Origin of the sequence: Sulfurimonas sp. HSL-1656 (assembly GCF_039645585.1) — a bacterium.
Classification (GTDB): Bacteria; Campylobacterota; Campylobacteria; order Campylobacterales; family Sulfurimonadaceae; genus Thiomicrolovo; species Thiomicrolovo subterrani.
Window position 1 is genome coordinate 190,063 of sequence record NZ_CP147915.1, and the last position, 19,464, is coordinate 209,526.

Consider the following 19,464-nt stretch of genomic DNA (forward strand, 5'->3'; position numbering starts at 1 on the left):
GCAAAAAATAAGTTTAATCGGGTATACTTTCGCACTTTTATATTCACTAAGGGTCGCAAGATGAAATTTACGAAAATTGCATCGCCTGAGCAGATCGAGCGCAACTGGGTGCTGATCGACGCTGAAGGCAAAACATTCGGCCGTCTGATCACGGAAGTCGCGACGCGTCTTCGCGGTAAAGACAAGCCATATTTTACACCGAACGTTGACTGCGGCGACTTCGTCGTCATCATCAACGCTTCCAAAGCGAAGTTCAACGGTGCGGGCAAAGTCGCAAACAAAGAGTACTTCACGCACAGCGGTTACTTCGGTAGCACAAAGAGCGTCAAGATGACCGAGCTTCTCGAGAAGAACCCGGAAAAACTCTACAAGCTGGCTACACGCGGTATGCTTCCGAAAACGAAGCTCGGCCGTGCAATGCTGAAAAAACTCAAAGTCTATGCAGGAGCGGAGCACCCGCACACTGCACAGATCGCTAAGTAAGGATACTGAATCATGGCAAAAACATACGCAACTGGACGCCGCAAGTCTTCCATCGCAAAAGTATGGCTGACGCCGGGTACGGGCAAGATTACCGTAAACGGTCTCTCCCTTGATGCCTGGCTGGGCGGTCTCGAAGCAAAAAAACTGCGTGTCAAGCAGCCGCTGGCAATGACGAAGCAGGACAGCTCTGTCGATATCGTCGCCACAACACTCGGCGGCGGTTTCGGCGGCCAGGCCGACGCGCTTCGCCACGGGATCTCCCGTGCCCTCGTCAAATACGACGAGACTTTCCGTGCGGTTCTCAAACCGGCGGGTATGATGACACGTGACTCACGCGTCGTCGAACGTAAGAAACCGGGTAAACGCAAAGCACGCCGTTCACCGCAGTTCTCCAAGCGTTAACGCTTTTTTCTGCTCCCCCCGGGGCAGATCTTTATATTTCTGTACTTTCCTTCACAAAACATTCAACTTTTTTTATTTTTATTTCTTTAACCGTTTCGTTAGAATCTCCACACTTTTTTTCAAGGTTTGGTATTGAAATATCTAATAAGTGGGATGATGGCCCTCTCAGCCTCACTGCTGGCAGCGGACGACAGCATCGCGGCATGGTTTGCCGACGGCAAGGCTTATGGAAACATCCGCTACTACTACATCGAGACGGACAAAGACAACGGTGCGGGGACGGCCTCTTCGGCACACGCCAATACGATCGGCGGCCAGCTCGGCTACGAGACGGCAGCGCTTTACGGTCTGAAAACGGGCGCGACCTTCATGACGACCAATCCCTTCGCGCTTCCCAATGTCGTGGACACGTCCATTATCGGCAAAGACAACGGTGCGCGCGGCGCTGCGGACCCGACGAAGGGCTTTTCCGTCCTGGGGGAAGCTTACGTTCAGTATACGCGCGGGCCGATGACCCTGTGGTACGGCCGTAAAAAATATGATACGCCGCTGATCCATACGAAAGAAGTCCGGGAACTTCCCTCAACCGTGCAGGGCGGCCTGGCGTCGGCGACGCTGGGCGGTGCGACACTCAGCTTCGGCTACCTCGACCGTTTCAAGCAGCGGACCTCCAATGACTTCGTCAATATCGTCGAACACGCTCTCGGTGCGGATACGGAAACGATAACCGGACACACTGCCGGTTACGTGGCACCGGTCAGCATCGCCTACAGCGGCCACGGCGCCAAGCTCGAAGCCTATAACTACTGCAGCCCCGATTTCATGAATGCACTCTATGCCAGTGCCGGTTACACGCATGCGCTCGGCGAGAGCGGGGCCATGCTGGAAGTCGGCGCGCAGTACATCAACCAGCAGAGTACCGGAAACGCCGCGGACAACCTTGAAAGCAACACCTCGATCACCGGCGGCAAAACGCTCAACAGCAACGCATTCGGCCTCAAAGCTTCCGTTTCCCACCATGAAGGGAGCTTCTTCGCCGCCTACACGAAGGTCCTGCGCAGCAAAGCAGACCATGACTCGCTTGTACTCCCTTGGGACGGGACGCCGCTCTTTACGAACATGATCACCTCCAACGACCTTTTCCAGTCGCTCTACGGCAGCGCGTTCCAGGCCGACAGCGCCTATATCGGCGGTACGCAGGGGATCAAACTCGCCTATGCACAGGGATTCGACTTTACGGGCGTCGCCGGGTTCAAAGCAACCGTGAGCTGGGCGCAGTTCAGCAACGACCGCCCCGGGTTTGACAAGGAGCAGCAGGATATCAACGCCGTGCTGGGTTACAAACGCGGCGCCTTTTCGCTGGTGCTCAAGGGGATCTGGGTCAGCAACAACACCGCGGCCTCGAAAGACGGCGTCGTCAGTCAGCTCGACAGCCTGACCCAGTACCGCGTTATCGCGAATTACACCTTCTAACGTCATCATCTAAAGGAGAACAAATGACACTCAAAACACTGGCACAATCCCTGGTCACGGCGGCACTGCTGGCCACTGCTTCCGCAGCGGCGGAACATGAATCGAAGGCGCACCACGAAGCGCACTGGGACTACGCGGAGAACGGTCCGGCCCACTGGGAGGAGTTCAGCAAGACGTGCGGCATTGGCCACCACCAGTCCCCGATCAATATCGTACCGGGCAAGTCCGTCGCCCTGAACCCGCAGTATGTCCTCCACCTGGAGGAGGATATCCATACGACGGCGGACGTCATCGATAACGGCCACTCCATCAAGGTCACGCCGAAAGCCGGAGGAATGATCGAGCTGCACGGCGAGAAATTCCGCCTGCTGCAGTTCCACTTCCACGGCAAGAGCGAGCACACCGTCGACGGCAAGCGCTACGACATGGTCGCGCACATGGTCCACCAGAACCCGGAAACGAAACAGCTGGCCGTCGTCGCCGTTTTCTTTACCGAGGGCAAAAACAACCCGATGCTCGACAATATCATCGGCAACGTCGGCCGCGAGGCCCGTATCGACCCGCAGGATCTGCTGCCGGCAGATACTGCACACTACTTCCACTACATCGGCTCCCTGACGACACCGCCGTGTTCGGAAAACGTCCAGTGGTACCTGCTGAAAACGCCGGTCGAGGCCTCAAAAGACCAGATCGATGCATTCCGCAAATACTACGTCGATAACGAGCGCCCGGTTCAGGAGCTCTTCGACCGTACGATCGAGGCCAACTAAACTTTATGCACCCCCTCATGGGGAGGCAGCAGCCTTTGTTCTAATCTCCGCTTCTGTACAATGGCGCATGCGCATTTTTTACCTGCTGATCTTGCCGCTGTTCCTGGCAGCTTCGACCCTGCACCTCGCCACGTCGGCAAACCCGGCGCGCCTCAACCCCATCATAGCGACGGATACGGCCAGCAGCGAGGTGGCCGGCTTTATTTTCAACGGCCTGGTGAAGTTCGACAAAGACGGCAAGGAGATCATCGGCGACCTTGCCGAATCCTACCGCTTCGAAGACAACCGCACGGTCGTCTTCAGGCTGCGCCGCAATGTGAAGTGGCAGGACGGGGCACCTTTTACTTCCGAGGATGTCCTTTTTACCTACAAGATCATCAACGACCCCTCGGTCGTCTCGCCCTATACGTCGACCTTCCGGATGGTCGAATCGGTCACGGCACCGGATGAGCACACGGTAAGGGTCGTCTATAAACAGCCCTATTTCAAAGCGCTCGAGACCTGGATGATGGGCATCCTGCCCGCGCACCTGCTCAAAGACGACGACAACATCATGAGCAGCGGGTTCAACCTGAACCCGGTAGGCACCGGGCCGTTCCGGCTGGGAAAGCTGGAGTTCTCCAAACAGATCGAGCTTGTCGCCAATGACGACTATTTCGAGCACCGCCCGAAGATCGACAGGATCTCTTTTCACGTCATCCCGGACCCGACGACACGTTTTCTGATGCTCAAGGCGGGGCAGATCGATCTGGGCGCCCTGGAGGCGATGCAGTACGAGCGCCAGGTCGATGACGCTTTCTTCGAACGCTTCCGCCCCATCGAGATGATCTCGCACACCTATACCTACCTGGGGTTCAACCTCCGGCTCGAGAAGTTCAAGGACCCACGGGTACGCCGGGCGCTCTCCCTGGCCATCGACCGCCAGGCGATGGTGGATATCCTCTTCATGGGGCACGGCCGGGTCTGTACGGGCCCTTTCCTGCCCGGGGGACCGGCGTACAACCCGGAGGTGCCCGTCCCGGAACCGGACCTTGAAGCGGCCAGGGCACTGCTCAAAGCGGCGGGGTACGACGAGGCGCATCCGCTCACCTTCGAGATCGCGACCTCCAACTCCAACTCCATCCGTCCCTACTCGGCGGAGATCATCCAGCACCAGCTCTCCAAGATCGGGGTGAAAGTCACCCTGCGCATCATGGAGTGGCAGGCCTTTTTGAACATGGTGGTCTTCCCCCGGGAGTTCGAAACGGTTCTGCTGGGATGGGCCCTCACCCTCACCCCCGACCCCTACCTGCTGTGGCACTCCGACAACGACAAGCCCGGGGCCTTCAACTTCATCGGCTACCGCAACAAAGAAGTAGATGCCCTGATCGAGCGGATGCAGATGACGGTGGACCGGACGGAGCTCTCGCGGATCTGGCAGGAGATGTTCAAGCGGATCACGGATGACGACCCCTACCTTTTCCTCTACATCCCCGACGACATCACGGTGGTCAATCACAACATCCGCCCGATCGAACCGGCACTGGAGGGGATCTGGCATAATTTCATCGATTGGGAAATGGCGCCGGAGTGACGCCGACGGAGCAGATAATGACCATTCTTTTTGACCTGGACGGGACGCTGATCGACTCGACCGAAGCGATCCTCGAGAGTTTCCACCTTACCTTTGACATGCTGGGCGGCGAGCACCCCACCGATACCGCGATCAAGGCATTGATCGGGCATACGCTCGACGATATGTATCTGCAGGTCGGGATCGCCCCGGAGGCGGTAGAGGCGTATGTGCGGACCTACAAGGAACACTACCGCCGCATCTCGACGCTCAAAACGGTGCTCCTGCCGCAGGCACGCGAAGCGATCGAAGCGGCTTCCGCCGTCGCGCGCTTGGGGATTGTCACGACGAAAACCGGGCTCTATTCCCGGGAGCTGATGGAACATTTCGGGGTGATGGACGCCTTCGAGGTACTGATCGGACGTGAGGACGTCACCCACGCGAAACCCCATCCCGAACCGGTGCTGACGGCCCTGGAACGGATGGGGGCAGACCCGGAGCGCAGCTGGCTCATCGGCGACACCCGTCTCGATGCGGAAGCGGCACGCCGGGCCGGGGTAAGTTGCGTCGGTGTTTTAAGCGGATATGATAACGAGGAGCAATTACGCTCATTAACCCCATTTATAGAAAAAGATGCCCTCGAAGCGGTACGATATATCGTAAACAAGGGGAGAAACGTAACGTTTTAACACCCTTTTTTTCTCTTCAAAAATGAAAAGCTGTATTTAAGAGCAACTGGTTTAGAATACCCGATATCTGAGAATAGTCATAATAAGTTTGAAGTATTGTGCATATACTGTTCTTAAATTTACCCGAGGAGAAACCATGCTCGAAATCAGATGGCACAGCCGTGCGGGACAAGGTGCTGTAACCGGCGCCAAAGGACTGGCGGATGTTGTTTCCACGACCGGAAAGCATGTACAGGCCTTCGCCTTTTATGGCTCAGCAAAACGCGGTGCGGCAATGACTGCCTACAACCGTGTCGACGACCATGAAATTCTTAATCATGAAAAATATATGAATCCCGACTTCGTCTTCGTTATCGACCCGGCATTGGTCTATACGACGGACGTTACAATCAACGACAAGCCGGAGACGGTTTACATCATCACGACCCACATGAGCACGGACGAACTGGTGGCATCCCAGCCGAAGCTCGAGGGGAAAAAAGTGTACACCGTCGACTGTATCAAGATTGCGCAGGAGACGATCGGACGGGCTATCCCGAACACCCCGATGCTCGGTGCTTTCATGAAGATTTCCGGCATGTACGACATCGAGTTTTTCAAAGACAGTATGAAACGCATTCTTGCCAAACTGCCGCCGAAAATCGTCGATGCGAACATGGACGCGATCCAGCGTGCCTACGATGAAGTGAAATAAGGAGAGCAGATGAACAACGGATGGAACGACTTTGAAATCGGCGCAATGCTGCGCTCGTTCGACGGCGCGGTCAACGATATCGCCACGACGCTTCAGGAAGACCGCCCTTATTCCAAATCGAACTCCTTTACCGCGAGTGTCGCGGACTGGCGTATTGAAAAACCGATCTTCAACAAGGACTACTGTATCGACTGTCAGTTCTGCTGGATCTACTGCCCGGATATCTCCATCATTTCCCGGGATAAAAAGATGGTCGGCGTCGACTACGATCACTGCAAAGGCTGCGGTATCTGTGTCGAGGTGTGCCCGACGAACCCGAAATCCCTGCTGATGTTTGCCGAGCAGGAAGATGAAGACAAAGCACTTGCCGGCTGGCCGGAAAAAGAGAAGAAGGAGAACTAATGGCAGATAAAATGGAACTGCGCGACGTCGAGGTCTGGGACGGTAATATGGCCGCCAGCCAGGCGCTGCGCCAGGTGCAGATCGACGTCGTTGCGGCGTACCCGATTACCCCTTCCACCCCGATTGTCGAGAACTACGGGAACTACCTCGCGAACGGCTATGTCGACGGCGAGTTCATCATGGTCGAATCCGAGCATGCGGCGATGTCCGGCTGTATCGGTGCTTCCGCTGCGGGCGGCCGTGTCGCCACGGCGACCTCTTCCCAGGGTTTTGCCCTGATGGTCGAAACGCTTTACCAGGCATCCGGTATGCGTCTGCCGATCGTCCTCAACGTTGTCAACCGTGCCCTGGCTGCACCGCTGAACGTTAACGGGGACCACTCCGATATGTACCTCGGCCGCGACAGCGGCTGGATCCAGCTCGACGCGTACAACCCGCAGCAGGCGTATGACCTCAACTTCATCGCCTTCCGCGTGGCTGAGGACCATGAAGTCCGCCTGCCGTGTATGGTTCACCAGGACGGCTTCCTGACGTCGCACACGGCACAGGGTGTCAAAACCCTCGATGACGATACGGCGTATGGCTTCGTCGGTGACTTCAAGCCGATGAACGACATGCTCGACCTCGACCACCCGGTCACCCACGGGGTACAGACCGAAGAGGACTGGCACTTCGAACACAAAGCGCGCCAGCACAACGACCTGATGACCAAGGTCCTCCCGAAGATCCAGGCGGCGTTCGATGCGTATGAAAAACTGACGGGCCGTAAATACAACATTGTTGAAACGTACAACATGGAAGATGCGGAAGTCGCGGTTGTCTGTATGGGTACATCTGTCGAAACGGCTGTGGAAGTCTCCAACGAGCTGCGCGCAGACGGGAAAAAGGTCGGTGTTATCGGTATCCGCGTTCTGCGCCCGTGGCCGCACGATCAGATCGTCGAAGCCCTCAAGGGCGTCAAGGCGATCGGTGCCCTTGACCGCTCCTCACCGAACGGTACCTTCGGGATGCTGTACAACGAACTGGCCGGTACGGTCATCAACAGCGGTGAAGCGAAAGTCCTGACGAACTACGTCTACGGTCTCGGCGGCCGTGACCTCACCAAAGTCCACCTGCGTGAAATCTACGCGGAACTGCTTGCCAACGCGGAAGCCGGCAAGCCGACGACACCGCTGCAGCAGCTGATCGGGGTCCGCGGGCCGAAGATCAGCTTCCACTAAGGAGAAGAGTTATGAGCGAAATGAAAAAGATTAAAAACCTCAAAGAATTTTCAACGTCCGCGGACCGCTTCGAGGGAGCCAACCTCCTTTGCCCGGGGTGTGCGCACTCCATCATCGTCCGTGAAGTCCTGAATGCGACCAACGACGATCTGATCCTCTCCGCATCTACGGGATGTCTGGAAGTCTGTACGGCGGTCTACCCGTATACGTCTTGGGATGCTTCCTGGATCCACATCGGTTTCGAGAACGGTTCAACGGCCGTTGCCGGTGCCGAGGCGATGTACAAAGCCCTCAAGCGCAAAGGCCGCCTGAAGCAGCCGGACCGCGAACCGAAATTCGTCTCCTTTGCCGGTGACGGTGCCTCTTACGACATCGGTTTCCAGTGGATCTCCGGCTGTTTCGAGCGCGGGCATAACATCATGCACGTCGTTCTCGACAACGAAGTCTACGCCAACACCGGCGGACAGCGCTCCTCTTCCACGCCGATCGGCGGTAGCACGACGACATCCCCTGCGGGCCGCGTCAGCTACGGTGAAAAGCAGCACAAGAAAGATATGCTCTCCATTATGGCAGCGCACGGTGCACCGTATGTCGCACAGGTCGCTCCGAACAAGTGGAAAGACATGGTCAAGAAGATCCAGCACGGTTTCTCCGTTGAAGGTCCGGTCTTCATCAACGCCATGTCCGCCTGTACGACAGAGTGGAAGTTCCTTCCGGAAGATACGATCGCGGTTTCCGACCTGGCGACGGACTCCCTGGTCTTCCCGCTTTACGAGATCATCGACGGACGCAAGCTGAACATCACCTATCGCCCGAAGAACGTCATTCCTGTCAAGGACTACCTCGGTGCACAGGGCCGCTTCAAGCACCTGTTCAAACCGGAGAACAAACACGTTCTCGACGAGTGGCAAGCACGCGTCGACCGCGACTGGGAATACCTCCAGCGCCGCGAAGAGGCCGGTGTCTAAAAGACACGGCTTCGCCCCTCATTAACCCCATCCGTTAAAGCCCCCTTCAATACACAAACGTTACCATTTGAGAAATTTTCATCCGATCAAAAAGGATTAGATATGCCTTTACTCGACAGTTTTACGGTCGACCATACCATCATGCCGGCTCCTGCAGTGCGCAAGGCCAAGGGGATGAAAACGCCCTGCGGTGATGCCATCACGGTCTTTGATCTTCGCTTCTGCAAACCCAACGAGGAGATCATGCCTGAGCGTGGGATCCATACCCTCGAGCACCTTTTTGCCGGATTCATGCGCGACCATCTCAACGGCAACAGCGTAGAGATCATCGATGTCTCCCCTATGGGGTGCCGCACCGGTTTTTACATGAGTGTGATCGGGACACCGGACGAAGTTCGCGTCGCCGATGCCTGGAAAGCGTCGATGAACGATGTGCTCGCCGTGGAACACCAGGAGGATATTCCTGAACTTAACCTCTACCAGTGCGGGACCTGCAAGATGCACTCACTGGACGAAGCCAAGGCGATTGCGTTGGGTGTACTGGAAAAAGGGATCGGTGTCATGGACAATGAAGCCCTGGCACTGGACCTTTCCAAAGTTGAAAAGGCGGTCTGCTGATGAAACTGCTGGTACCGATGGACAGCGAAGACACCCAGGAGGGTGTCCTCGTTCCGATCGCCGAGGTCAAGACCTGGGGGCTGATCGATGTCGAAGAGGGGCAGGTGGTCGAGGTTCGTTTTTTTGCGGACAAAGATGCCGCCCTGGAAGAGTGGCCCGACGCCATTATCGTTACCGGGGATTTCGAACCGGTGATGGAGTTTATCGAACAGCAGATGATGGTGCTCGTGGCACATATGCAGCGTTCCATCGACGACATCGTCGAAGCTTTCCTCTTCAAAGAGCTGCACGAACTGGCGTTTTGACGCCGGTTTTCTTTCAAAAAAGCTGAATCAAGTATCAATATTCCCTTATTTTTCTTAACAAACCAAAAACTGTATAATTACACCCAATTATACATGGCCCACCCGTTCCGCCGTATGTTCAGCGCTGCCGGGAGGGCCCGTCAAAAGGGTTTATATGGCTTTTTCCAAAGAGAAACGCAAGGGCACGTTCAGCGGCATCATCTTTGTCGCGATCGTGGCCGCCGCCGCTACCTACATCGCGGCACTGGCACCGGTAGCGAAGCTGGGGATCTCCCCGCTGGTCGTCGGTATCGTGATCGGTATCTTTTACGCGAATACGCTGCATAACCACTTCCCGGAAGCGTGGGAGAGCGGGATCGTCTTCTCCGGCAAAAAGATCCTCCGTTTCGCCATCGTTTTCTACGGTTTCCGCATCACTTTCCAGCAGATCGCCGAGGTGGGTATGGAAGGGTTCATGGTCTCGCTGATCATGCTGGGCTCGACGTTTATCCTCGGGACCTGGCTGGGGAACAAGATCTTCGGTCTCGACCGTGATACGGCGATGCTGACGGCATCGGGTGCCTCCGTCTGCGGTGCGGCGGCAGTCCTGGCGACGGAACCGGTCCTCAAAGCCGAAGAGCATAAAGCGGCCATCGCCGTCTCCATGGTCGTCTTGTTCGGTACGATCGCCATGTTCCTCTACCCGGCACTCTACAGCGCCGGCGTCTTTGATATGACACCGCGCGAGTTCGGTATCTATGTCGGCGGTACGATCCACGAGGTTGCGCAGGTCGTTGCCGTCGGCGGTGCGTACGGTACCGAGGCGAGCGATGCCGCTGTTATCGTCAAGATGACCCGTGTCATCATGATCGCCCCGATGCTGATCCTGCTGGGGATCTACCTCTCCTACGCCGCGAAGAAAAGCGGCGGCGAGGGCGGCGTCATCAAGCTGGTCATCCCCTGGTTCGCCGTCTACTTCGTGGGAATGGCGGGGGTCAACTCCCTGATCCATGGCTACGTTCACGGCGACGCGAGCGAAGCGGTCGCGGCGATGATTACCACGACGATCGCCTATGTCAACGAGATCGACACCTTCCTGCTCACCATGGCGATGACGGCGCTCGGGATGGGAACACGCTTCGCGAAGTTCAAAGGTCTCGGCCTCAAGCCGATCTACGCTGCCGGTGCTATGTTCGTCTGGCTCGTTGTCGGCGGTTACTTCATCACCAAAGCGGTCGTTGCCCTCATCTGATCGCACAACCGGGCGTGCGCGTCCGCACCCTTCTGCGACGTTCTCATTGCAGACCGTCTCCTTGACATTCTTTCCGCGCTGAGTTATCATCAAACAAAATCCATCTGAAGACAGAGCGATGCGCAAGCTCATGCTTTTCTCGGTTCTGCTGTACACCCTGCTGTCGGCCGTACCGGTCTCGTTGCTTGAAATCAGCGGGGCGATCGGGCCGGCCAGCAGCAGCTATCTTGAAAAGGGGCTTGCCGCAGCGCAGCGACAACAGGCGGCGATCGTGTTGGTGGAGCTGGATACGCCCGGAGGGCTGCTCACCTCAACGCGCGAAATGGTCCAGGCGATTTTGGGAAGTGCCGTACCGGTTGTCGTCTATGTGGCGCCCAAGGGGGCGCACGCAGCGAGTGCCGGTACCTTTTTGGTCTATGCGGCCCATATTGCGGCTATGGCGCCCGGCACGAATCTCGGCGCGGCAACGCCGATCGGCCTGATGCCGGGACAGAAAGAGACGGGTGAGTCCGCGGTTCCGTTGCGCAAAGCCCTGAACGACACGAGGGCGTATATCAAGAGCCTGGCCGAACTGCGTGACCGCAATGCAAGCTGGGGCGAGCGGGCGGTCGAAAATGCTGAAAGCCTTTCAGCGGGGGCCGCGCTGCAAATGGGAGTGATCGACATCCTGGCGACAGACCGGGACGACCTGCTCCGGCAGCTCGATGGACGGCGGGTCGACATGGAGGGGCAGATGGTTGTCCTGCAAACGGCAAACGCGCAGCTCGTGCCGTACGAGGCCGATTGGAAAACGCGTTTTCTTGCCGTCATCACCGACCCGAACATCGCACTGGTGCTCTTGATGCTTGCGCTGTACGGCATTTTTTTCGAACTCCTCAATCCCGGCGGCATCTTCCCCGGCGTCATCGGCGTTATTGCCGGGGTGCTGGCGCTTTATGCCCTCAACCTGCTGCCGTTCAATTATGCCGGGCTGCTGCTGATTCTGCTTGGGATCGCTTTGATGATTGCCGAGATGTTCGTCAGCGGATTCGGCATCCTGGGCATCGGCGGTGCCGCCGCTTTTGCGTTCGGCGCGCTGCTACTTTTCGATGCGGAAACGCTCGGCACGGATATCTCGATCCCGTTGATCATCGCCGTCACCGCAGTCACACTTCTTTTTGTCATGCTCGTTGTCCGGATGCTGCTCACGTCGCGCGGACGCCGTGTGGTTACGGGGCGCGAGGAGATGGTCGGCATGGACGCGGAAGTGCTGGAGACGACGCGTGGCGGCTACTGGGTGCGCTGTCACGGCGAGCGGTGGTATGCCGAGTCTGACGGGCCGCTCGATGTCGGCGCACACGCAACGGTCACCGCCGTTTCGGGGCTGACCCTGCACCTCAATCCACCGAAGGAGAAACCATGATCACCATGACCGCCCTTTATACCGTGATTCTTATCGTCGCCTTGCTGGCCACGGCCATCCGCATTCTGCGCGAATACCAGCGCGGAGTTGTTTTTACGCTGGGACGCTTTAGCGGCGTCAAGGGACCGGGGCTTATTATCTTGATCCCGTTTGTGCAGCAGATGGTCCGTGTGGACCTCCGTACGATTGTATTGGATGTCCCGACGCAGGACGTGATCTCGCACGATAACGTCTCCGTCCATGTCAACGCCGTCGTCTACTTTCGCGTCGTCGACCCGGAAAAGGCGATTATCCAGGTGGAGGATTTCCACGCCGCGACGAGCCAGTTGGCACAGACGACGCTGCGCTCCGTGCTCGGCGGCCACGAACTTGATGAAATGCTGGCCGAACGCGAACGCCTCAACAGCGATATCCAGGAGATCCTTGACAAACAGACGGACGCCTGGGGCATCAAGATCTCCAATGTTGAGATCAAACATATCGATCTCGATGAGAGCATGGTCCGTGCCATTGCCAAGCAGGCCGAGGCCGAGCGCGAACGCCGTGCGAAGGTCATCAACGCCAAAGGGGAGCTCGAGGCGAGCCGGAATTTGCTTGAAGCGGCGAATATCCTCAGCCAGAATCCCCAGGGCATACAGCTTCGTTACCTGCAGACGCTCAGCGATGTTTCCGGCGACAGGACCAATACACTTGTGTTCCCTTTTCCGACGGAATTGAAGCATTTCTTCGGCGGAGCGGGGAGCACGCGTGAGCATGATGCCTAATATGCGTCCGCTCTTCGGATCGGCGACACCATAAGGGAAGATAGCTGAAAGGGGTGACGCCTTTTAAGCGAAGTGTGCCGACGGATACTAGCGGCTTGAAGCGTGTTCCGGTTTGGGGGCATCGAAGAGTGCATTGAGGGTAGAGAGCAGCTGCATCGGGTCAACCTGGATGCCCTGCAGCATGACGGCAAAATGCAGATGGGGGCCGGTCACGCGGCCGGTACTGCCGCTGAGTCCGACCTGCTCGCCCTTGATGACCTGCTCCCCGACCTTGACATCGATGCGGCTGAGGTGGTAGTAGCAGCTGTAAAGTCCCTCCCCGTGATCGATGAGAACGGAGTTTCCCGCATAATAGCGCTCTTTGGCAAGGACGACGACACCGTCATTGACGGCATCGACGGGGGTGCCGGTTGTGGCACGGAAGTCGGTGCCGGAGTGGAAACTTTTGAGGCTGCCGTTGAAGAGCCTTGCCGTGCCGAAGTTACTGGTGACGTTACTTTGCATCGGCATGGCAAAGGGGGCGGACCAGTAGCGTTTCGGCGTGAAGTTCCCGTAGATCTTCATCGCCTCGCTGTACTCCCTGGAAACGCGTTTCTGCTGCTCGGGGTCGGGTTTGACCTTGGAGGGCTGAACCTGGAGGGTTTCGGAGGGATAGCCGCCGTCAACGATGCGCAGCGGGAGCAGGGTGTCCCCTTCCGGCGTCAGCCGGTGCAGCGCTTTTTCGCCGGGGGCGGTCCGGTAGCCGACGGGGATCAATGCAATCTGCTTGGCGGGGTCGGCGGGGTGACGCAGCAGCGGGATCTCTTTGCCTTCGTAAAACAGGCGTGCTTCGCTACCGGCCGGCAGGCTGATCAGCGCCGTCTGGCCGTTGGCGATCTCGGTCGCGTCCGCGCTCAGCAGCATACACAGCAAGAACAGCGCTGAAAGACCAAAGCGCATAGGAACTCCTCTCGGGATAGAACTTTCAACAGTATAGGCCTTTTCGGGTAAAGCGCCCATTTAACGGAGCGGGCGGACGCATATCTAGACAGACGGAGTCACAAAGCGTAAACTATACTTTAGTAATAAGGTATATTTACTTGTGTATTCGTTGTTTTCTCTGTTATCATCGCTCAAATCATTTAGGTCGTCCGGAGATATCGGGCGCTTCAAAGGAGACGTCATGGCTGCTGCTTGCCCCGTGGCATTGGTAAAGATCGATGAAAATCAAGTAAGACTGCAGGCGATGCTGGTCGTACTCAGCGCGGCTGCATTTTTGGGAAGCGGATCGTCCTGGCTGCTGGCGCTGCTGGTATACGATTTCGCGATCCGTGTTTTGGGAAGACCAAATGGGAGCCCGTTCTTTCTGCTAAGCCGGCAGATCATCAAGCGGTTTGCGATGACGGCCAAACCCGTTGATGCGGGACCGAAAAAGTTTGCGGCTAAGATCGGGCTGCTCATTGCGGTCATAGCGATGGTACTGGCCGTTGTCGACTATGGGACGGGTGCCGTATGGCTTATGGGAATGATGGGGCTTTTTGCGCTGCTCGAAGCCGCGTGCGGCTTCTGTGTGGGCTGTAAAGTGTATACGCTGTTTCTGCCGCTGCTGTCGCGGCGTTGAAGGGGGTTACCAGTAGCGGACGCGGCCCGTGTCGACGTGAACGAAGTGCGATTCGGGGTAGTAGCCTACACCGCCGATCTTTTCGCTGACGGCCGCTTTGCGCAGCATGGCGAGTTCCCGGCCCGGCAGGTTGATGTCGATCGCCTTGCCCTGCATATGGAGGCTTTTTTTCGCGACACCGGAGGTATTGTTGTGTAGCATGGCGTTCGTCTTCGGCGAGCGGTAGCCCGAAATGATGTGAAACGCCTCTTGACTGTCGAGTTTCGTACGGACGGCATGCAGAAGGTCGAGCAGTTCACTGTCCATCGCTGCTTCCGTCCCCGTACGATGATCGCGCAGGATCTTGTTGATATCCTCCAGCGCTTCGGGAATGTAGCTCCCCTCCGCCCAGAAAGTGGTACGAAGCGACTCCCCGGTGTGGATGTTATAGAACGAAAGCGTCTTCTCATACTCTTCCGTCTTACTCAAGAGAATGCTCGGAAAAGCTGCGGCAAGGACAGAAGCCCCACCCAGTTTCAAAAATGCTCTACGATCAATTGCTTGGTCAAACGTCATCGATTGAAATCCTCTCTTTTTCTCTATATATAACTATTATACCACACTATGAACAATATAAATATTTCTTTTGGTTATTTTATTTTTATTTGAGGTATTTTATTAGTTTATGGTCACAACGATAAATGTCGTTGTAGAATCTGACGGTGCCGTCATCGTCGACGGCGGCCGTCTGGTAGGTGATGTAGACGGGCAGGGTGTTTTTCAGCCGCAGCCAGCGGTTTTCACCCGTCAGCAGCAGCGTCAGGAGCGATTTGTACGTGACCTCCGGATCATCAAGCGCGAGCAGGTATCGGGCAAGTTCGAACGGTTTTCGTACGCGGATGCAGCCGGAGCTGAAGCTGCCGTTGCTGTTTTTGAACAGGGAGTGCGCCGGGGTGTCATGGATGTAGATGTCATAGGGGTTGCTGAAGAGAAATTTCACATAGCCCAGGGGATTCTCTGCGCCGGGATCTTCACGGAAGACATAGCGTTTTGTATCACGCTCATGCCACTTAGACCAATCCATGGTGAGGGGATCGATCGGCTGTGATTCTGCGGTGTCGGCTGCAGAAAAGAGTTTGATCTTCTTTTTGGCAAGGTAGTGCGGATCGGCGACGAGCTTGGGAATGAGGTCTTCGTTGAGGATCGTCTCCGGCACGCGCCAGTAGGGGTTGAGCACGATGTACTGCATTCTCGAAGCGAAGATGGGGGTTTCGCGGTCACGCCGTCCGACGATGGCCCGCATCTGCAGCTCCTGTATGTCGGCATGGCGTACTTCCAGGGTGAAGCCCGGAACGTTCACGATGATATAGGGGCCGTCGCCGTGCGGGGGCAGCCATTTCCAGCGTTCCATATTCAGGCGGATCTTCGCGATGAGTGCACCGGGTGAAAGCGCCAGTTTCGAAGCGGTGACCGGCCCGACGACACCGTCGACGGAAATGCCGTGCCGTCCCTGGAAGCGTTTCACGGCCTGGAGAAGGCGCTGCTTCTCTGCTTCCGGGTCCGGGTCGGCGGGACCCACAAGATCGCCGGTCAGGAGAAGACGCCGGGAGATATTTTCTTCATCGGCATAGTCGGCGGCACGCGTACTCCATCCCCCTGCTTCGTCGAGCCGGCGGTAGGTGTTCAGCGCCGTGCGCAGCCGCTGATAACCGATGTCCTGCGGGGCGACCGACAGCAGGACCTGTCGGATGTTCTGCCGGACCGCATCGTCGTTCAACAGGTGGGCCGGATCGATAGGGAGGGCATTGTACTCGCTGGTGCAGTTGAGATCGCTGCCGTAGGCGCGACCATAGTGCAGGTCGTGCGCGAGGGCTAAAAAGGCGTCGGTGAGGAGCAGGTCAAGCTCAGTACGCTGCCGGTCGTCCGGGGCCAGGCACGTTTGCAGCAGTGCGCGGACGGTTTCGCCGTGATAGGAGGGTTCGGCGGGGTCCAGCCCCTCCTCCGCGATACCGTCGATCATCTGGCTCAGCGCTTCGGCTCCGGGGAGGCATCCATGCGCATTGCTCCAAAGCGGTGCGTATGCACGCGCGGTATAGAACGCTATCAGGCTTGGCCGGATAGTCGGCACAATCGTGCGCAGCGAGGCATTGTCTTCGACGAAAGCGCGGATCAACAGTGCGGCGGGGTCGGGCGAGGCTGAGGTCGTATTGCCGTCGCCGGAAAGCTGTACAGCTGCTACGCGAAGCGAGTCGTTGTTCTCCTGCAACGCGCCCAAAGCATGCAAACTTCCCTGGAAAAGCAGGAAGAGAGATAAAAACAGTGTGAATTTTCTAATAATGTCTTGTCTCATTTCGGTGGACTGTTAAAGGGTATATACCCATATTATAGCAGTATATGGGCGAAGGGCTTCTGCGGCCTTATGTCCGGCGGCGGTAACTGAGCGCTTCAAGCAGATGCGCGGAGGTAATGGAGGCACTGCCGTCGATATCTGCGATGGTGCGGGCGACCTTCTGAAGCTTCTTGATGGCGCGGAAGGAGAGCGCGAAGCGCTGAACGGCCTGTGTCAGCAGTGCCTGGCCCTCGTCGTCGAGCCGGCAGTAGGTATCGATACTCGCGTCGTCCAGGCGTCCGTTGAGCACCTCCTGGCCGCGTGCGCGCTGCAGGGCATGGACACGCAGCACCGTGTCGTGCATCGCTTCCGAGGTAAGTGAGGGCTTGTCCTCGGCCCGGACGGGCTGCATCTGTACATAGAGGTCGATCCGGTCGAGGAATGGGTCGGAGAGCCTGGAACGGTAACGCCTGATTTCGAGGTCGGTGCAGCGGCACTCCAGGGCCTCGTTAAGCAGGTTACCGCAGGGACAGGGGTTCATGGCGGAAACAAAAAGAAAGTCCGTGGGGTACTCCACCTTGGAGTGAACCCGCGAGATACGGATGCGTTTGTCTTCCAGGGGTTCGCGCAGGGCTTCGAGCACCTGTTTGGAGAAGTGGGGGAGTTCGTCAAAGAAGAGGATGCCGTTATGGGCCAGTCCCACTTCGCCGATCTGCGCCCGGTGGCTTCCCCCGCCGAAGATGGAGGCGGACGTGCCGCTGTGATGCGGCGAGCGGAAAGGGCGCAATGGTGTGAAGTGGGGCTCCCTGCCTTCGAGGACGTCGAGTTTGGCGATGTCGAGGAGTTCACTGTCCGTCAGAGGCGGCAGCACATGGCGGAGCCGCTTGGCGATCATCGACTTTCCGGAACCGGGGCTCCCCTCAAGCAGGAGGTTGTGCATGCCGCATTTTATACTATAGAAATATGTTGATTATATAACCAGATTTACACTTCTTTCACCCTGATTTTCCAGCTATACAAACGTGAAATGTATTAAAATGAGGTTATTATACTGTTGAATATGTTGAAAGACAGATCATGAAAAACATGAATTACCGATTGATAAATGGCAGGGTCTATTTCCACCATCAAAAAGATGGGGTCGATTACAACGATCCATTTATCGCACAGTGGAGCGAGTGGGTATTGCTGAATGATGGGTCGTTAGGTACCGTCAAGCTGCAAGCAGGTCTTATTTTTAAATTCTGGATCTGGGCACTTTACTTTCCTGCAGGCGAAAATGAGTCGTTGCTTCAGTATTTTGCCAGGTACAAGAAAGTCATCACAAACCGGGGATTTGAGATCAAGAAGGAGTTGACCTTGTATATGGGTCAAAAGTCTGATGTGATGGTTTACAAGGCTGGTAAGACAAACAGTGTGGTAAACGATCTTTCTGCCCTTCAATCATTTTTTCGTTTCGTTTATGATCACAAAACGTTGCATGATGATCTACCGGAGATGCCGTACAGTGATTTCTACTTTGATAGGATGGATAGAGAGGCTCAAAATGCGAAGGATCAGCATAGCATAGGACATGCCTATGGCCTTAAGCCAAAAGGTATGATGCGTGAATCTATGCTTGCACGATATACAGCATTGACTGATATGGTCAAAGCCGCAAATAGAAAAACCAAGAAAAAGCACTTCATTGGGCTTTCATCTTCACTGGCCATGCCACTTGATTTTTTTGATCATCTCTTAGTTGTAGCACCACCTGCGGCAAAGCTACTCTACCTTCTTTGTGCCACTTCAGCACGAATTGGACAGGCGTTGCATCTAACCTGGTTTGATGTAGATGTGGATCGCGAACGGGTTTATCTTGTTAACCCTCGATCTCCTAGCAAGCAGCTTCCGGTGGATGCCAATGGCTTCCTCTTTTTACAGCAACCACCTCGCAAAGAACTTTTGAAGTTGCATGGTATCAATCTTGATCTTGGACATCATCAGCTTGTACGGTGGAAAACAGGTGAAATCCCTTCAATTGATGACGATGAGGGACATCTTTTTTTTATCCATCCCGTGTGGAAGGAAATGTTCTTTCATACTTATTTGAAAGTTTTTAACAACACTCCTGCAAAACATAGAAAAAATAACCCATTTGTGTTTCAGACGAGTACGGGCAAGAGGCTATTACCAAGCGAGGCTAAGGGTTGGTTAGATCGAGATATTAATGCCGTGCGGAAACAATTCCCAGCATTTGAAGGGGTTCAGTTAGAGGGTGGATTCCATTTATTTCGGCATATGTTTGCCTCTCTTATGGCTAGTCTTGCCTACTTGGAATTATCTAACGACGAGAGAATGCAGCACATTGATACTGGTGGCGGCAAAACAGAGAATATTATTGAGATCACGAAAGCAATTACACGTCGCAAAATGGGACATGCGGCAGCCAGCGATAGCATAGAAGTTTATTTCAAGGCTGATCATTATATCACCGCATACCATATGAATATTCTTCGGAAACGTGTCGAGGAATACAGGGAGCTTCGTGGGCGCATAGGTGAGGCAATTGATGTCAAAATAGTAGGGAACTAAATCGTACAC

Annotated in this window: 21 protein-coding genes; 17 read left to right on the top strand and 4 right to left on the bottom strand. The window is 56.0% G+C overall.

The window, feature by feature from the left end; all coding sequences use genetic code 11:
• Window positions 1–60 precede the first annotated feature (60 nt).
• The 15 genes from rplM (at window position 61) to WCX49_RS01055 (ending at window position 12,973) form a co-directional block, all read left to right on the top strand.
• The gene (gene rplM, locus WCX49_RS00985; RefSeq protein WP_345985717.1) at window positions 61–483 is read left to right on the top strand and encodes a 50S ribosomal protein L13; all 423 of its coding nucleotides are present in this window, start codon (window positions 61–63) and stop codon (window positions 481–483) included.
• A 12-nt stretch (window positions 484–495) separates the two neighbouring features.
• Window positions 496–885, top strand: a complete 390-nt coding sequence (rpsI, locus tag WCX49_RS00990) for a 30S ribosomal protein S9 (RefSeq protein WP_231019738.1) — start codon at window positions 496–498, stop codon at window positions 883–885.
• Between the two features lie 153 nt (window positions 886–1,038).
• Window positions 1,039–2,358, top strand: coding sequence for an OprD family outer membrane porin (locus tag WCX49_RS00995; protein WP_345985718.1), 1,320 nt, complete (start codon window positions 1,039–1,041; stop codon window positions 2,356–2,358).
• A gap of 23 nt (window positions 2,359–2,381) precedes the next feature.
• The gene (locus WCX49_RS01000; protein WP_345985719.1) at window positions 2,382–3,128 is read left to right on the top strand and encodes a carbonic anhydrase family protein; all 747 of its coding nucleotides are present in this window, start codon (window positions 2,382–2,384) and stop codon (window positions 3,126–3,128) included.
• A 67-nt stretch (window positions 3,129–3,195) separates the two neighbouring features.
• Window positions 3,196–4,701, top strand: a complete 1,506-nt coding sequence (locus tag WCX49_RS01005; RefSeq protein WP_345985720.1) for a peptide-binding protein — start codon at window positions 3,196–3,198, stop codon at window positions 4,699–4,701.
• Window positions 4,702–4,718: 17 nt separating this feature from the next.
• Window positions 4,719–5,369: an HAD-IA family hydrolase gene (locus tag WCX49_RS01010; protein WP_345985721.1), complete on the top strand. Its 651-nt coding sequence runs from the start codon at window positions 4,719–4,721 to the stop codon at window positions 5,367–5,369.
• Window positions 5,370–5,505: 136 nt separating this feature from the next.
• On the top strand, window positions 5,506–6,063 hold the full coding sequence (locus WCX49_RS01015) for a pyruvate flavodoxin oxidoreductase subunit gamma (protein ID WP_345985722.1): 558 nt from the start codon (window positions 5,506–5,508) through the stop codon (window positions 6,061–6,063).
• A 9-nt stretch (window positions 6,064–6,072) separates the two neighbouring features.
• Window positions 6,073–6,465, top strand: coding sequence for a 4Fe-4S dicluster-binding protein (locus tag WCX49_RS01020; RefSeq protein WP_345985723.1), 393 nt, complete (start codon window positions 6,073–6,075; stop codon window positions 6,463–6,465).
• Window positions 6,465–7,685, top strand: coding sequence for a 2-oxoacid:ferredoxin oxidoreductase subunit alpha (locus tag WCX49_RS01025; RefSeq protein WP_345985724.1), 1,221 nt, complete (start codon window positions 6,465–6,467; stop codon window positions 7,683–7,685). Before WCX49_RS01020 ends, WCX49_RS01025 begins: the two co-directional genes overlap by 1 nt.
• A gap of 11 nt (window positions 7,686–7,696) precedes the next feature.
• Complete coding sequence (locus WCX49_RS01030; protein WP_345985725.1) at window positions 7,697–8,653, top strand: thiamine pyrophosphate-dependent enzyme; 957 nt, start codon at window positions 7,697–7,699, stop codon at window positions 8,651–8,653.
• A gap of 102 nt (window positions 8,654–8,755) precedes the next feature.
• Window positions 8,756–9,271: an S-ribosylhomocysteine lyase gene (gene luxS / locus WCX49_RS01035; protein ID WP_345985726.1), complete on the top strand. Its 516-nt coding sequence runs from the start codon at window positions 8,756–8,758 to the stop codon at window positions 9,269–9,271.
• Window positions 9,271–9,576, top strand: a complete 306-nt coding sequence (locus WCX49_RS01040; protein ID WP_345985727.1) for a hypothetical protein — start codon at window positions 9,271–9,273, stop codon at window positions 9,574–9,576. The genes luxS and WCX49_RS01040 overlap by 1 nt, the downstream gene beginning before the upstream one ends.
• 154 nt (window positions 9,577–9,730) lie before the next feature.
• Window positions 9,731–10,807, top strand: a complete 1,077-nt coding sequence (locus WCX49_RS01045; RefSeq protein WP_345985728.1) for a YeiH family protein — start codon at window positions 9,731–9,733, stop codon at window positions 10,805–10,807.
• A gap of 130 nt (window positions 10,808–10,937) precedes the next feature.
• Entirely contained in the window at window positions 10,938–12,209 is a 1,272-nt protein-coding gene (locus WCX49_RS01050; protein WP_345985729.1) for a nodulation protein NfeD, read from the top strand.
• Window positions 12,206–12,973, top strand: a complete 768-nt coding sequence (locus WCX49_RS01055) for a slipin family protein (protein WP_345985730.1) — start codon at window positions 12,206–12,208, stop codon at window positions 12,971–12,973. The genes WCX49_RS01050 and WCX49_RS01055 overlap by 4 nt, the downstream gene beginning before the upstream one ends.
• Before the next feature lie 87 nt (window positions 12,974–13,060).
• Here WCX49_RS01055 and WCX49_RS01060 read toward each other — a convergent pair whose 3' ends face one another.
• Window positions 13,061–13,912 (bottom strand): M23 family metallopeptidase, encoded by an 852-nt coding sequence (locus WCX49_RS01060; protein ID WP_345985731.1) that lies wholly within the window; start codon window positions 13,910–13,912, stop codon window positions 13,061–13,063.
• A 223-nt stretch (window positions 13,913–14,135) separates the two neighbouring features.
• On the opposite strand from WCX49_RS01060, the gene WCX49_RS01065 reads away from it, so the two are divergent.
• Entirely contained in the window at window positions 14,136–14,573 is a 438-nt protein-coding gene (locus tag WCX49_RS01065) for a DUF4395 domain-containing protein (RefSeq protein ID WP_345985732.1), read from the top strand.
• Window positions 14,574–14,579: 6 nt separating this feature from the next.
• Here WCX49_RS01065 and WCX49_RS01070 read toward each other — a convergent pair whose 3' ends face one another.
• From WCX49_RS01070 to WCX49_RS01080, 3 genes are all read right to left on the bottom strand, one after another.
• Complete coding sequence (locus WCX49_RS01070) at window positions 14,580–15,041, bottom strand: DUF882 domain-containing protein (RefSeq protein ID WP_345985733.1); 462 nt, start codon at window positions 15,039–15,041, stop codon at window positions 14,580–14,582.
• 172 nt (window positions 15,042–15,213) lie between these two features.
• Window positions 15,214–16,827 (bottom strand): L,D-transpeptidase family protein, encoded by a 1,614-nt coding sequence (locus WCX49_RS01075; protein WP_345985734.1) that lies wholly within the window; start codon window positions 16,825–16,827, stop codon window positions 15,214–15,216.
• Window positions 16,828–16,969: 142 nt separating this feature from the next.
• Window positions 16,970–17,821 carry an ATP-binding protein gene (locus tag WCX49_RS01080; RefSeq protein WP_345985735.1) on the bottom strand — a complete coding sequence of 284 codons (852 nt, stop codon included), beginning with the start codon at window positions 17,819–17,821 and terminating at the stop codon, window positions 16,970–16,972.
• A gap of 137 nt (window positions 17,822–17,958) precedes the next feature.
• Between WCX49_RS01080 and WCX49_RS01085 the strand changes: the two genes are divergently transcribed.
• Complete coding sequence (locus tag WCX49_RS01085; protein WP_345985736.1) at window positions 17,959–19,455, top strand: hypothetical protein; 1,497 nt, start codon at window positions 17,959–17,961, stop codon at window positions 19,453–19,455.
• The last annotated feature ends 9 nt before the right edge of the window (window positions 19,456–19,464 follow it).